The following is a 12,090-nucleotide window of genomic DNA, read 5'->3' as shown; positions in this document are numbered from 1 at the left end:
GGTGACGCCATGCGCGACCTGTTGAACGATCTTTCCGAGGGTCTCAGCCATCCCGATCCGATCCGCCGCGCGCAGATCCAGATGAAGAAGCCATTGCCGAAACGCTTCTACAAGGATGTGACGATCAGCGCGGACGAGGGCGGTCATGCCATCGCGCTTGACGGCAAGGTAGTGAAGACCCCGGCCAGGCACTCCCTGGCGTTGCCGACGGAAGCGCTTGCCAAGCTGGTGGCCGCGGAATGGGCGCGGCAGGTCGACATCATCGATCCCGCGACCATGCCTGTGACCCGCCTCGTCAGTACCGCGATCGACGGCGTTGCGGCCGAAAGCCAGGCCGTGTTTGATGAAATCGTGCGTTTCTCGGGTACGGATCTGCTTTGCTATCGCGCCGATGGGCCGGAGCGGCTTGTGGAGCGGCAGTCGGAGCGCTGGAACCCGCTAATCGAATGGGCCGCGCGCGATTTCGGCGCCCGTTTCATCCTGGCTGAAGGTGTCATGCATCAGGAACAGCCCGATGAAGCCATTGCAGCCTTCGCTGCCGCCTTGCGCAAGTTTGACACACCGATGGAGCTCGCGAGCCTGCACACGATCACGACGCTGACCGGTTCAGCGATCCTGGCACTGGCCTTCGCGGAAGGATTCCTGCCGCTTGCCGATGTCTGGTCCCTTGCACATCTCGACGAGGATTGGACCATCGAGCATTGGGGCAGCGACGAAGAGGCCGAGCAGCGTCGTGCACAGCGTTTTGAGGAATTTCAGGCGGCAACCGACGTTTTTTCTGCGCTTCGCAGTTGAATATTGTTGATTTCCAGTCCTTTATATCGATCTTCGCATCTTGCAAGCTTGGAAGTCGGGACAGGAATCATGTTGTTGTCGAGGTCGAGAGCCGTATCGGCGCTCGTGGGATGTTTGGCGCTGGCTGCGTGCTCGAGCTGGTCCGTTGATCCTCCGCCTCCAACATATGCCGTGCGCAGTGCAACCGTCATAGCCGATCAGGCTTTGCCGCCGGTGTCGCCGGCGCTGGTTGCAGCCATCAATGATCGCGTCAACGCCGCGATCACTGCAACAAGCTTCAGTCCGCAATTGCCACAGGTTGCCATCACCATCAGACTGAGCGACGTCCGCAAGGCGCGCGGCTTCAATCGCGACCGCAGCAGCGCCAAGATCAATATCGATGCGGCGGCGGCCGATGGTGGCGCCGTGGTTGCCATGGCGTCGTTTGAGACAAAGACCGTCGCTCCGGATCCCGCTACAGCTGACGAGCTCATGGCGGAAGATATCGCCGCGCGTGTCCGATCCATCTTTTCGCTGAACACACCACGGCTCGCAAACTGAGCCAACAGCTTCAAACAAGGCTCGCGCCATGCTAAGCCCGAGCGATGAGGGAGAGAGGGCCGCATGAAGGAAATCCTGCAGGAGCTGGAACGTCGTCGTGAGATCGCAAGGCTTGGCGGCGGGCAGGCGCGGATCGATGCGCAGCACGCGCGCGGCAAGCTGACCGCGCGCGAGCGCATCGACATCTTCCTCGATGAAGGCTCCTTCGAAGAGTTCGATATGTTCGTCGAGCATCGCTCGACCGATTTCGGCATGGACAAGAGCAAGATTGCCGGCGATGGCGTAGTGACTGGCTGGGGTACGGTCAACGGCCGAACTGTTTTCATTTTTGCCAAGGATTTCACAGTCTTCGGAGGATCTCTTTCAGAAGCACATGCGGAGAAGATCACCAAAGTACAGGATATGGCGCTGAAGAACAGGGCGCCGATCATCGGGATCTATGATGCAGGCGGCGCCCGCATCCAGGAGGGTGTGGCCGCGCTCGGCGGCTATGCCGAGGTCTTCCAGCGCAATGTGCTTGCCTCCGGCGTCATTCCGCAGATCTCGATCATCATGGGTCCTTGTGCCGGCGGCGATGTCTATTCTCCGGCCATGACGGATTTCATCTTCATGGTTCGTGACACCTCCTACATGTTCGTCACCGGACCGGATGTGGTGAAGACAGTCACCAACGAGACCGTTACTTCCGAGCAGCTCGGCGGCGCATCGGTCCACACGACGAAATCCTCGATTGCCGACGCTGCGTACGACAATGATGTCGATACACTCTTGCAGGTGCGCCGTCTCATCGATTTCCTGCCGCAGTCGAATACGGCTGATGTGCCGGAGATCGAATGCTATCAGTCCGTGACCGAGCCGGATAACTCGCTCGATACGCTGATCCCGGCCAATGCCAACAAGCCCTACGATATCAAGGAGCTGATCCTGAAGATCGCGGACGAGGGCGATTTTTTCGAGATTCAGGAGAGCTTCGCCAAAAATATCGTTTGCGGTTTCGGCCGCATCGAAGGCGCCACGGTCGGCTTCGTCGCCAACCAGCCGATGGTGCTTGCCGGTGTTCTCGACAGCGATGCGTCGCGAAAGGCGGCGCGGTTCGTGCGCTTCTGCGATTGCTTCAATATTCCGATCGTTACCTTCGTCGACGTGCCCGGCTTCCTGCCGGGGACGGCGCAGGAATATGGCGGGCTGATCAAGCATGGCGCCAAGCTGTTGTTTGCCTATGCCGAGGCGACCGTGCCGAAGCTCACGGTCATCACCCGCAAGGCCTTTGGCGGCGCCTATGACGTCATGGCCTCGAAGCATCTGCGCGGCGATCTCAATTATGCCTGGCCGACGGCGCAGATTGCCGTCATGGGCGCCAAAGGCGCGGTCGAGATCATCTTCCGCAAGGATATAGCCGATCCGGACAAGATTGCAGCGCATACGAAGATGTATGAGGACCGTTTCCTGTCGCCCTTCGTTGCGGCTGAACGCGGCTACATCGACGAAGTGATCATGCCGCGCTCGACCCGGCGGCGGCTGGCACAGGGCCTCAGGATGCTGCGCAACAAGGATTTGACCAATCCCTGGAAGAAGCACGACAACATCCCGTTGTGAACATGTGACAACAAGTCACGGATTTGACACGGAAAATTGATTGAGCGTCAGAATCCGTGTTTTCACGTTCGTCCCCGTGCGCTCTATTGCTTCCTCGTGGGGGAGTTAAAACTGGAGTTTAACATGGCGCTTTCCGATCGGCTGAATCAATATCAGCCCTATGCTCTTACCGTATTGCGTGTCGTCACCGGCGTATTGTTCATCGAACACGGCTTGCAGAAGCTGCTCGGCTTTCCGGCCGGCGGTCAATTTCCAAGCCCGCTGCCGACCCTGATTCTGGTTCAGGGTATCCTTGAAGTCGTCGGTGGACTGGCGACGATCGTCGGCTTCTTCACCCGTCCGGTCGCCTTCATCCTGTGCGGCAACATGGCGGTCGCCTATTTCATGGCGCATTATCCGAAGAATTTCTTCCCGGCCAACAATGGCGGCGACGCAGCGATCCTTTATTGCTTCATCTTCCTGTTCCTGATCTTCGCAGGCCCGGGCCTGCTGGCGATCGACAACAGCAAGAAATAACCAGCCGCTTCGTCGGGCTCGGCCGATCGTCGAGTCCGGCGAATAAATTCGTCTCTCGCGTGTTCTCTCTGTTGTCAGCGAAGCGAGAGCACTTTTGACAGGATCTCCTTCGCATCCCCTATCGAACGGAGATCCTCATGTCATTTTCCGAGCGCTTGTCGCCCTACCAGCCTGCAGCCCTTGCAATTCTGCGAATCGTGACCGCGTTGCTGTTCATCGAACACGGCACGCAAAAGGTCTTCGGATTTCCGCCAGCGCCTTACGCAATCACGACGCTGTTCTTCGTGGCGGGGATCATCGAGCTCGTGGGCGGTATTCTGATCTTACTCGGGCTTTTCACGCGTCCTGTCGCCTTTTTGCTCAGCGGCGAGATGGCGATTGCCTATTTCATGGTGCATATGCCGATCAATTTCTTCCCGGCCAACAATGAGGGGGATGGAGCGGTCCTGTTCTGCTTCATCTTCCTGTTTCTGGTGTTTGCCGGACCGGGAAGCTGGGCGCTGGACAACCGCCAGCGCCGATGATCTCAGTCAGGCGGTAAGCTTGAGACCGGCGATGCCTGCAACGATCAAGCCGATGCAGAATAGACGAACCAAGGTCGCGGGATCGCCGAGCAGCCATATGCCGAGCAGCACTGTGCCGACGGTACCGATACCGGTCCAGACCGCATAGGCCGTGCCCATCGGCAAGGTCTTTACGGCTAGGCCAAGCAGCACGACGCTGATGACCATGGAGATGACGGTGAGAGCAGTCGGCATCGGCCGCGTGAAACCATCGGTATATTTCAGGCCGATAGCCCAGCCGATTTCGAACAAGCCTGCGAGGAAAAGCAGGAACCAAGCCATGTTACGCTCCATTATTAAGAGCGAGGCCGTCCCCGCGATGTCTACGGCCGGTTTTGGATGCTGGCCGCCGCAGTCGTCTGCGCGTTTCCTATATGCCTGTGCCGCCTTGGTATTTCAAGGCGGCGGGTATGCCACTTCTACTTTTCGAGCCGTTCGGCATGCCACCTCAGGTGATCGTCCATGAAGGACGAGATGAAGTAGTAGGAATGATCGTAACGCTCGTGCATTCGTAGCATTAGGCCGATATCAGTGCCCTTGATAGCATCTTCGAACAACCATGGGCGCAAGCCGTTTTCGAGAAAGCTGTCGGCCTTGCCTTGATCGATCAGGAACTCGGGGAAGCGGGCGCCGTCTTCGACAAGCGCACAGGCGTCGTAGCGGCGCCAAGCGGCCTTGTCGCTGCCCAAATATTTTTCAAGCGCAGGGGCGGACCAATCGGCTGTCGACGGCTGTACGATGGGAGCGAAAGCGGAGCAGCTCTTGAAGCGGTCCGGGTTCTTCAACGCAATCGTCATGGCGCCATGGCCGCCCATGGAATGGCCAAAAATGCCTTGGCGGCTCATGTCGGCCCGGAATTGCTTGGCGATAAGCGTGGGCAGCTCCTCGGTGATGTAGCTGTACATCTGATAGTTTTCGGCCCAGGGCGTCTCGGTGGCGTCGAGATAAAAGCCGGCGCCTTTGCCCATCTGCCAATTGGTCAGCTCATCCGGCACGTCGTTGCCGCGCGGGCTGGTGTCCGGGCAGACGATGATCAGGCCGAGTTCTGCAGCCATGCGGCGATACTCACCCTTTTCCATGACATTGGCATGGGTGCAGGTGAGGCCGGAGAGATACCAGAGCACCGGGCGGGGCTCCTTGATCGCCTGCGGCGGCACGAAGACGGCAAAGGTCATCTCGCATTTGCAGGCTTCTGATTCATGCGAGAAGACACCCTGCATGCCACCGAATGCGGTGTTTTGGGAAATGATGTTCACGGCTGGTCTCCAGGCGATGATTGATGTGCTTTGGCACGCCGGCAAAGCCGGTCGAAGGTTTCGAGGAAGGCGGAGCGGTCGCGCGGCGAGAAGGCGGCATTATAGCCCTTGCTTTCGCCGGTTTCGCGAAGATGTGCCCCGAGATCGCGCATGGCCGTTGCCATGCCGATATTCGTCTTGTCGAAGATGCGGCCGGTCGGTCCCGTCACCAGAGCTCCGGTCGCAACGCAGCGGCCGGCGAGCGGTACATCCGCCGTGACGACGATATCGCCGGCGCCGGCATGCTCGGCAATCCAGTTATCGGCGGCATCGAAGGCGTTGGAGACGATGATGTTGTGCACCATCGGGTCCCGCGACGGCCTTAGTCCCGAATTGGCAACGAAGGTCACCTCGATGCCGTGGCGTTCGGCAACCTTCAAGATTTCCGGTTTGACCGGGCAGGCGTCGGCATCGACATAAATCATGATATCAAATCTTTTCAGCTATATGTGGCGCATTTCTCACGCGCCACATACGTCTCGCCGAGTGGCTTTCAGCGTCAGTATATCACGACGCCGCGGACGCTCTTTCCGGAATGCATGAGCTCGAAGCCCTTGTTGATGTCTTCGAGCGGCATGGTGTGGGTGATCATCGGATCGATCTGGATCTTGCCCTCCATGTACCAGTCGACGATCTTCGGAACGTCGGTACGGCCACGGGCACCGCCGAAGGCCGTGCCCATCCATGAGCGGCCCGTCACCAGCTGGAACGGACGCGTGGAAATCTCCTGGCCGGCGCCGGCAACGCCGATGACGACGGACTTGCCCCAGCCGCGATGGCTTGCTTCCAGCGCCTGGCGCATCACCTTGGTGTTGCCCGTGCAGTCGAAGGTATAGTCGGCGCCACCGATCTGGTCGGCCCCGCGCTTCGTCATGTTGACGAGATAGGGCACGATATCGTCGCCGACCTCCTTCGGATTGACGAAATGCGTCATGCCGAAGCGTTCGCCCCAGGCCTTCTTGTCATTGTTGAGATCGACGCCGATGATCATGTCGGCGCCGGCAAGCTTCAGCCCCTGGATGACGTTGAGGCCGATGCCGCCGAGACCAAAGACGATCGCGGTTGCGCCCATCTCCACCTTGGCGGTGTTGATGACCGCGCCGATGCCTGTGGTGACGCCGCAGCCGATGTAGCAGATCTTGTCGAAGGGGGCGTCGGGATTGACCTTGGCAACGGCAATCTCCGGCAGCACGGTGTAATTGGCGAAGGTCGAGCAGCCCATATAGTGATGGATCTTGTCCTTGCCGATCGAGAAGCGCGAGGTGCCATCCGGCATCAGCCCCTGGCCCTGCGTCGAGCGGATCGCCGTGCACAGATTGGTCTTGCGGCTGAGGCACGACGGGCATTCGCGGCATTCGGGGGTATAAAGCGGAATGACGTGATCGCCCTTCCTGACCGAGGTCACACCCGGACCGACATCGACGACGATGCCGGCACCTTCATGGCCGAGAATGACCGGGAACAGGCCTTCCGGATCGGCGCCCGAGAGCGTGAAGTCATCGGTGTGGCAGAGGCCGGTCGCCTTGACCTCGATCAGCACTTCACCGGCCTTCGGCCCCTCAAGCTGAACCGTCATCACCTCGAGCGGCTTGCCCGCCGCAACCGCTACCGCTGCTCTTACGTCCATGGTCTCATCCCTTCATGCTATGATTTTGGTCCAGGCAACATTGGCACGGTCCCATAGAAAGGCTCAAGCCAAAATCAGACACTTAGCGTCGCAATTGTCATGTTTTAGCCGAGCAATCGCCACGCAGCTTTTTCCATATGGCTGCGATGGCGAAGCCCCTGGATCAGGCAAATTCCATGATCACGGCGTCGACAGCGAGACTTTCGCCGGGCTTGGCGTTGATCTTGCCGATGACCAGATCGCGTTCGGCACGAAGGACATTTTCCATCTTCATCGCTTCGACAATGGCCAGCGTTTCTCCCGCTTTGACTTCCTGTCCCTCAGCAACGGCGATAGCAACGACGAGGCCCGGCATGGGGCAGAGCAGAAGCTTTGACGTATCGGGCGGCAATTTGACGGGCATCAGCTTGTCAAGCTCGGCCTGACGCGGCGTGAACACCTTGGCCCGGACGGAAATACCTTGCCAATCGATGCGCAGGCCATTGAGCAGGGTGCGGATCTGGGCCGTCAACTTGCGGCCGCCGACGGTGCCGACCCAGATGGAATCGCCGGGACGCCAGTCGGTTGCGACAGTTACGGTTTTGCCGCCAATCTGCATGTCCATCTCGAAGGGAATGGTCACCACGCCTTCAAGCAACGTCAAAGGCAGATAGTCGGCACCGAGCTTGGCGACCCAGCTCTCCCGCAGCGGCGCGGCGGCCGGACGCAGCCGGTCGCCATAGCGTTCCCGGCGGTTGGACTCGATCAGGCTGCAGGAAAGGGCGATTGCCGACAGCAAGGCGGTTTGGTCTTCGTCCGGCGTCACCGGCGCGAAGCCATCAGGATATTCCTCGGCAATGAAGCCCGTGGAGAGGCGGCCTTCGCGCCAGCGCGGATGTTTCATCAGCGCGGAGAGGAACGGCATATTGTGCTCGATGCCATCGACGACAAAACCATCCAGGGCCTCGCCCATGGCTTCGATCGCCTCCAGTCTTGTCGGAGCCCAGGTGCAGAGTTTGGCGATCATCGGATCGTAATACATGGAGATTTCGGCGCCTTCGAAGACGCCAGTGTCGTTGCGCACGACCAATTTCTCCGTTCTGCCTTCGCGCGGCGGACGATAGCGCGTCAGGCGGCCGATGGAGGGCAGGAAGTTGCGATAGGGGTCTTCGGCATAGAGGCGGCTTTCGATCGCCCAGCCATTGAGCGTGATATCCGCCTGCTTGAACGGCAGCTTTTCGCCGGCGGCAACGCGGATCATCTGCTCGACGAGATCGATGCCTGTCACCAGTTCCGTCACCGGATGTTCGACCTGCAGGCGCGTATTCATTTCGAGGAAATAGAAATTCCGGTCACGATCGACGATGAATTCGACCGTACCGGCACTTTGATAATCGACGGCCTTGGCAAGCGCCACGGATTGTTCGCCCATGGCCTTGCGGGTCGCTTCATCGAGGAACGGAGAGGGCGCTTCTTCCACGACCTTCTGGTTCCGGCGCTGGATGGAGCATTCGCGCTCACCGAGATAGACGACATTACCATGGGCATCGGCCAACACCTGGATCTCGATGTGGCGGGGATCGACGACGAATTTCTCAATGAAGACGCGGTCGTCGCCGAAGGAGCTTCTCGCCTCGGAACGGGCGCGCTCGAAACCGTCACGCACCTCATCCTTGCTCCATGCAATACGCATGCCCTTGCCGCCGCCGCCGGCGGACGCCTTGATCATGACGGGATAACCGATCTCGGCCGCGATCCTTTCTGCATGATCAGCGTCATCAATGATGCCGAGATAGCCAGGAACGGTGGAGACCTTGGCGGCATTGGCGAATTTCTTCGATTCGATCTTGTCGCCCATGGCTTCGATCGCCTTCGGCTTCGGGCCGATGAAGGTGATGCCTTCCCTCTCCAGTGCCGCGCAGAAGGAGGCGCGCTCTGAGAGGAAGCCGTAACCCGGATGAACCGCTTCAGCGCCAGTCTGTTTGCATGCCGCGATGATCTTGTCGGCGACGAGATAGCTTTCGGCTGCGGGGGCTGGGCCGATATGGACTGATTCATCGGCCATTTCGACATGCAGAGCATCCCGATCGGCATCGGAATAGACGGCGACCGTGAGGATGCCCATGCGGCGCGCGGTCTTGATGACGCGGCAGGCGATCTCGCCGCGATTGGCGATCAGGATTTTCTTGAACATGCAATCTCCGCCCAAATACCCTATTCAGTCAGTGTTTTAGCCACAAATTGCACTGCGGGTCCATGTGCAAGATATCTGCACTCACGCGGTTTTTTCCAATCTCGACTGAACGCGCTCCCGCCAGATGATGAAGAGGCCGGAGCTGACGATGATGGCGATACCGATCCATTTGGAAAGATTGGGAAAATCTCCGAAGATCGCGTAGCCGAGGACGGTGGCGGAAATGATCTCGAAATATTGGAACGGAGCAAGCAACGAGAGCGGCGCCAGCCGGAAGGCTCTGACGACGAGCATATGCGCATAGCCCGATATCGAGCCCAGAATCAGCAGAAGGATGAGGCCCAGCGTCGAGGTGGGCAGGGAAGGTTCGAAATCAGCGATGCCGGCGGATGCTCCCGCGAGCAGGGTGACCGACATGAACAGCGTGCCACCAACGCCGGCCATGACCTGCATCGTCATCGGCGAATCCGCCTCGCCGACCGCCCGGTTCATGAACAGGTAGAGAGCAAAGAGGAAAGCGCAGGCAACTGGCAGCAACGCCTTCAGTCCGAAAATCTCGAAACTCGGCTGGATGACGATCATCGCGCCGACGAAGCCGATGACGATCGCCAGCCAGCGCCTCCAGCCGACCTTATCTCCGAGAAACAGAGCCGAAAGTGCCGTCAGCATAAAAGGTTCGACGAAATAGATCGCGAAAACATCGGCAAGCGGCATGTATTTGACCGCCGCGAAGAAGAGCAGGCTGGCAGCGCCGTGCAGCGCGCCCCGCAGCAGGTTCATCCAGGGGCGTTTTGCGGAAAAGGCCGACCGTCCGGCCACGGTCAACAGCATCGGCAGCATGCAGACAAGCTGAAAGAAGAAGCGATAGAAGGTCACCTGACCGGGCGACATGCCTTCGAAGCTCGCCATGTATTTGGCGATCGCATCCATCGTCGGCAACAGGATCATGGCGCTCGCCATGATCGTCATGCCCCTGAGCGGATTCTGCTGTGTGGAAATGGCGGGAGAAACGGACATGGTCAGACATCAAACACAGGAAAGGCATGCAATCAAGGCGCGATCAGGAGTGGGTTGCAAGTCTCGGCGATAGCCATCGGAAAGTGTCACACTTTTCCAATTGGGACAGATCGCAATGGCGCGATGACGCCCTTAGACCTATCTGGAGCTTTGGAAACAGCTAAAACATGAATGCGCGGCACAAAATCGCCGGCGCGACCAGGAAAGGGATCGCACCGATGTTCAAACCAGAACAAGAGACGACCGTTTTTTCGGATGAAGGCGGTGACACGCTTGGAGGGCGCTTGTCCATGGCGCGCGACGCCGCGGGAATCAGTCTCGAAACACTGGCCCGACAACTTGGCGTCAGCGAGGAGACCATGCTTGCGTGGGAATCCGACCGCGCCGAGCCCAATTCTTCCGCGCTGGTCAAGATGTCGGCTCTTTTCGATGTTTCACCGGCTTGGCTGATGACCGGATCGGGTGACGGGCCCGGGGAGGACAGCGACGAGCGCGCCCTGGAAGCCGTCAGGAACGAGCTTTCGCGGCTGCGAACGGCCTATCAGGAGATCGGCCGGCTGATAGAGACGACGACAAACCAACTTGAGCGCCTCGACCATCAGATCAGGCTGCGCAATCTCAGCAAGGATGTGGCGCATTGAGCGCTGCGCCCTTTGACGTTCATGGCGCGGCGCTGAACCTCTCTAGCTGAGGCGGGCAATCGTATCGTCGAGGTTGTCGATCGCGAGCTGCTCGCGGGCGATCATGCCGTCAAGATCGATATCCTGGCCAGCTCCTTTTGTATTTGCGTTCTGCATCTTCATCGCCAGCAGTTCGTTGCGGTGGGCGATCTTCTCGCCTCTGATTTTGATAAGCTTCAAGCGAAAATCGTCATTCATCTCCAATCCCTCCGTTGGAATGAGTTATCCGCTGTTTCGAGCTGTCATTCGTTTCCAGGCTTATTCTGCCAATCTCAGTCGTGCCCACGTCCGCGATAGGTCGTGGGAACGCCGGCCTGCTCATGGCATTGGGCGAGAGTTTCCAGCCAGGTTGCCAATCCGGCCGGCACTTCGGCGTTTCCAGCCTCCAGCGCCTCCACCCATGAGAGGTCGCATTGCAGGGCGCTCGCCAGATTGATCGGCGTCCAGCGGATATGCAAAAGGCATTCGGAAAAGCGTTCTGGCGTCATGCATCCTCCAACGTCTCAGGAAATTTCACGGTGCCAGAGAGGAGCGCGAAGTCAAGTGAGCATCAAAATCCGGCCGCTTTTGCCATCAAGGGCAAGGAGGGCGAATTCGCTTGGATTTCAGCCTCCGCTTTGATTATTTTCGCTTCTCCCGTTTCGGATGAAGCCGCTTCGCTCTCACGGCCGATATGCCGATGATCGGCAGCGCGTCTGCTTGTTCTCCCCAAGCACACCTCTGCCGGGTCTCATCGTTATGGTGGAAGGGTCCATCAACGAAGTCAGGTTAAAAACGGCATGATATCGACGCCGTCGCCGGGAAAGACGGTAATATGGGGGTGGTCCTGGAAAAGCCTTGCGGCGGCGTCTGCGGTTTCAGCCTCGACCACCAGGTAGCCGCAGAATGGATTGACCGCGTCGGCGACGCCGTTCCTGGTGATGCGAGTCGTCTTTCCCACCATGCCGCCGCGATCAAGGATAGAGGCAGCGTTTCTTTCTTCCCACGCAGCCCATTGTGCGATGCCGATAGCATCGACAGCATCCTGCTCGGCTTTGGGCAGGCTTCGAAAAGACGCGAGATCTTCGGGCTTCATAGTGTAAACGGCAAGGAAACGGGGCATGAGCCACCTCCAAGGTTTTCAATGATTGCCAGCTTACACGCCGCGCGCCTGAAAACATCCATGGAATTCTATCGTGGTGCGACACATCGAATGGAACGCGACACGCGTTTTCGTCACCGTCGTCCGCTGCCTTCACTTCCTGCCGCATCATACTGATGGCGGGCAGGGCATTTACATCACCCCAAA

General features: G+C 59.0%; 15 protein-coding genes. 6 read left to right on the top strand and 9 right to left on the bottom strand.

Annotated elements, in window-relative coordinates:
* Positions 1-9 precede the first annotated feature (9 nt).
* The 5 genes from ABOK31_RS07610 to ABOK31_RS07590 all read left to right on the top strand — a co-directional run bounded on the left by ABOK31_RS07610 (position 10) and on the right by ABOK31_RS07590 (position 3,971).
* On the top strand, positions 10-795 hold the full coding sequence (locus ABOK31_RS07610; protein ID WP_349958330.1) for an ATP12 family chaperone protein: 786 nt from the start codon (positions 10-12) through the stop codon (positions 793-795).
* 171 nt (positions 796-966) lie between these two features.
* The gene (locus ABOK31_RS07605) at positions 967-1,335 is read left to right on the top strand and encodes a hypothetical protein (RefSeq protein ID WP_349958329.1); all 369 of its coding nucleotides are present in this window, start codon (positions 967-969) and stop codon (positions 1,333-1,335) included.
* Between the two features lie 63 nt (positions 1,336-1,398).
* Entirely contained in the window at positions 1,399-2,931 is a 1,533-nt protein-coding gene (locus tag ABOK31_RS07600; protein ID WP_349958328.1) for an acyl-CoA carboxylase subunit beta, read from the top strand.
* Between the two features lie 123 nt (positions 2,932-3,054).
* Positions 3,055-3,447 carry a DoxX family protein gene (locus tag ABOK31_RS07595; RefSeq protein WP_092716479.1) on the top strand — a complete coding sequence of 131 codons (393 nt, stop codon included), beginning with the start codon at positions 3,055-3,057 and terminating at the stop codon, positions 3,445-3,447.
* Positions 3,448-3,584: 137 nt separating this feature from the next.
* Positions 3,585-3,971 carry a DoxX family protein gene (locus tag ABOK31_RS07590; RefSeq protein WP_174177522.1) on the top strand — a complete coding sequence of 129 codons (387 nt, stop codon included), beginning with the start codon at positions 3,585-3,587 and terminating at the stop codon, positions 3,969-3,971.
* Positions 3,972-3,977: 6 nt separating this feature from the next.
* Here ABOK31_RS07590 and sugE read toward each other — a convergent pair whose 3' ends face one another.
* The 6 genes from sugE to ABOK31_RS07560 form a co-directional block, all read right to left on the bottom strand.
* On the bottom strand, positions 3,978-4,292 hold the full coding sequence (gene sugE / locus ABOK31_RS07585; protein WP_174177523.1) for a quaternary ammonium compound efflux SMR transporter SugE: 315 nt from the start codon (positions 4,290-4,292) through the stop codon (positions 3,978-3,980).
* 137 nt (positions 4,293-4,429) lie between these two features.
* Positions 4,430-5,266, bottom strand: a complete 837-nt coding sequence (fghA, locus tag ABOK31_RS07580; protein WP_349958327.1) for an S-formylglutathione hydrolase — start codon at positions 5,264-5,266, stop codon at positions 4,430-4,432.
* Positions 5,263-5,730 carry a YaiI/YqxD family protein gene (locus ABOK31_RS07575; protein ID WP_349958326.1) on the bottom strand — a complete coding sequence of 156 codons (468 nt, stop codon included), beginning with the start codon at positions 5,728-5,730 and terminating at the stop codon, positions 5,263-5,265. The genes fghA and ABOK31_RS07575 overlap by 4 nt, the downstream gene beginning before the upstream one ends.
* Positions 5,731-5,804: 74 nt before the next feature.
* Positions 5,805-6,932, bottom strand: coding sequence for an S-(hydroxymethyl)glutathione dehydrogenase/class III alcohol dehydrogenase (locus tag ABOK31_RS07570; RefSeq protein WP_349958325.1), 1,128 nt, complete (start codon positions 6,930-6,932; stop codon positions 5,805-5,807).
* Between the two features lie 163 nt (positions 6,933-7,095).
* Positions 7,096-9,105, bottom strand: a complete 2,010-nt coding sequence (locus tag ABOK31_RS07565; protein ID WP_349958324.1) for an acetyl/propionyl/methylcrotonyl-CoA carboxylase subunit alpha — start codon at positions 9,103-9,105, stop codon at positions 7,096-7,098.
* 81 nt (positions 9,106-9,186) lie between these two features.
* The gene (locus ABOK31_RS07560) at positions 9,187-10,122 is read right to left on the bottom strand and encodes a DMT family transporter (RefSeq protein WP_349958323.1); all 936 of its coding nucleotides are present in this window, start codon (positions 10,120-10,122) and stop codon (positions 9,187-9,189) included.
* 218 nt (positions 10,123-10,340) lie between these two features.
* Here ABOK31_RS07560 and ABOK31_RS07555 point away from each other — a divergent pair, with 218 nt between their 5' ends.
* The gene (locus tag ABOK31_RS07555) at positions 10,341-10,763 is read left to right on the top strand and encodes a helix-turn-helix transcriptional regulator (protein ID WP_174175255.1); all 423 of its coding nucleotides are present in this window, start codon (positions 10,341-10,343) and stop codon (positions 10,761-10,763) included.
* A 42-nt stretch (positions 10,764-10,805) separates the two neighbouring features.
* Here the strand turns inward: ABOK31_RS07555 and ABOK31_RS07550 are convergent, their stop codons facing one another.
* The 3 genes from ABOK31_RS07550 to ABOK31_RS07540 all read right to left on the bottom strand — a co-directional run bounded on the left by ABOK31_RS07550 (position 10,806) and on the right by ABOK31_RS07540 (position 11,904).
* Positions 10,806-11,000: a hypothetical protein gene (locus ABOK31_RS07550; protein WP_349958322.1), complete on the bottom strand. Its 195-nt coding sequence runs from the start codon at positions 10,998-11,000 to the stop codon at positions 10,806-10,808.
* A gap of 74 nt (positions 11,001-11,074) precedes the next feature.
* The gene (locus ABOK31_RS07545) at positions 11,075-11,290 is read right to left on the bottom strand and encodes a hypothetical protein (protein WP_174175251.1); all 216 of its coding nucleotides are present in this window, start codon (positions 11,288-11,290) and stop codon (positions 11,075-11,077) included.
* 275 nt (positions 11,291-11,565) lie between these two features.
* Positions 11,566-11,904 (bottom strand): hypothetical protein, encoded by a 339-nt coding sequence (locus ABOK31_RS07540; protein WP_075856903.1) that lies wholly within the window; start codon positions 11,902-11,904, stop codon positions 11,566-11,568.
* Between the last annotated feature and the right edge of the window lie 186 nt (positions 11,905-12,090).

This window comes from Rhizobium sp. ZPR4, from assembly GCF_040215725.1.
GTDB classification, from domain to species: Bacteria; Pseudomonadota; Alphaproteobacteria; order Rhizobiales; family Rhizobiaceae; genus Rhizobium; species Rhizobium rhizogenes_D.
This window is presented reverse-complemented; position numbering and strand designations above follow the sequence as displayed.

Bases quoted from the DNA above. Each gene is read 5' to 3' on its own strand.
- ABOK31_RS07545 (WP_174175251.1), bottom strand. From the start codon at position 11,290: ATGACGCCAGAACGCTTTTCCGAATGCCTTTTGCATATCCGCTGGACG.
- ABOK31_RS07590 (WP_174177522.1), top strand. From the start codon at position 3,585: ATGTCATTTTCCGAGCGCTTGTCGCCCTACCAGCCTGCAGCCCTTGCA.
- ABOK31_RS07575 (WP_349958326.1), bottom strand. From the start codon at position 5,730: ATGATTTATGTCGATGCCGACGCCTGCCCGGTCAAACCGGAAATCTTG.
- ABOK31_RS07565 (WP_349958324.1), bottom strand. From the start codon at position 9,105: ATGTTCAAGAAAATCCTGATCGCCAATCGCGGCGAGATCGCCTGCCGC.
- ABOK31_RS07550 (WP_349958322.1), bottom strand. From the start codon at position 11,000: ATGAATGACGATTTTCGCTTGAAGCTTATCAAAATCAGAGGCGAGAAG.
- ABOK31_RS07610 (WP_349958330.1), top strand. From the start codon at position 10: ATGCGCGACCTGTTGAACGATCTTTCCGAGGGTCTCAGCCATCCCGAT.
- ABOK31_RS07570 (WP_349958325.1), bottom strand. From the start codon at position 6,932: ATGGACGTAAGAGCAGCGGTAGCGGTTGCGGCGGGCAAGCCGCTCGAG.
- ABOK31_RS07595 (WP_092716479.1), top strand. From the start codon at position 3,055: ATGGCGCTTTCCGATCGGCTGAATCAATATCAGCCCTATGCTCTTACC.
- ABOK31_RS07555 (WP_174175255.1), top strand. From the start codon at position 10,341: ATGTTCAAACCAGAACAAGAGACGACCGTTTTTTCGGATGAAGGCGGT.
- ABOK31_RS07560 (WP_349958323.1), bottom strand. From the start codon at position 10,122: ATGTCCGTTTCTCCCGCCATTTCCACACAGCAGAATCCGCTCAGGGGC.
- ABOK31_RS07540 (WP_075856903.1), bottom strand. From the start codon at position 11,904: ATGCCCCGTTTCCTTGCCGTTTACACTATGAAGCCCGAAGATCTCGCG.
- ABOK31_RS07600 (WP_349958328.1), top strand. From the start codon at position 1,399: ATGAAGGAAATCCTGCAGGAGCTGGAACGTCGTCGTGAGATCGCAAGG.
- sugE (WP_174177523.1), bottom strand. From the start codon at position 4,292: ATGGCTTGGTTCCTGCTTTTCCTCGCAGGCTTGTTCGAAATCGGCTGG.